Origin of the sequence: Pseudomonas sp. 2(2015), from assembly GCF_000955865.1 — a bacterium.
Taxonomy (GTDB): Bacteria; Pseudomonadota; Gammaproteobacteria; order Pseudomonadales; family Pseudomonadaceae; genus Aquipseudomonas.
The window spans coordinates 1-309 of record NZ_JYOF01000042.1 but is presented as its reverse complement, the minus strand read 5'-3'; the positions used below and the strand labels follow the sequence as shown (position 1 = coordinate 309).

Here is a 309-nt window from a genome sequence, read left to right as displayed (position 1 = left end):
CTTCACCGTTGCTCAGGGTGACCTTCATCTCGGTGCCGGCCGGATTGGTCAGCGTCGCGGTGTAAGTGATCGACCCGCCTTCATTGACCGTTGGAGTCGCGGTCAGCTTGAGGCTGGTGGTGTCGTCGGTGCCTGGACCGTCGGTGACGGTGGTCACCGGGTTGCCCGCAGTGTCCAGCTTCTCGTAGTTACCGCCGGTGGTGCCGGTGATGCTGTTGGTCAGGTCTGGGTTTGTGGTGTGCACGTTGTTTGGTGCAACGAAGTCCACGGTGCCGGTGCTGGAACCTACAGGGATGGTGATTTGCTGAC

General features: G+C 61.2%; 1 protein-coding gene (only partly in view). It reads right to left on the bottom strand.

What is annotated here, in order from left to right:
• On the bottom strand, nucleotides 1–309 hold part of the coding region annotated (locus tag UB48_RS28075) for an immunoglobulin-like domain-containing protein (RefSeq protein ID WP_045202385.1) (this coding region is incomplete at both ends). Its footprint begins 197 nt before the window's first position; 309 of 506 annotated nt are visible.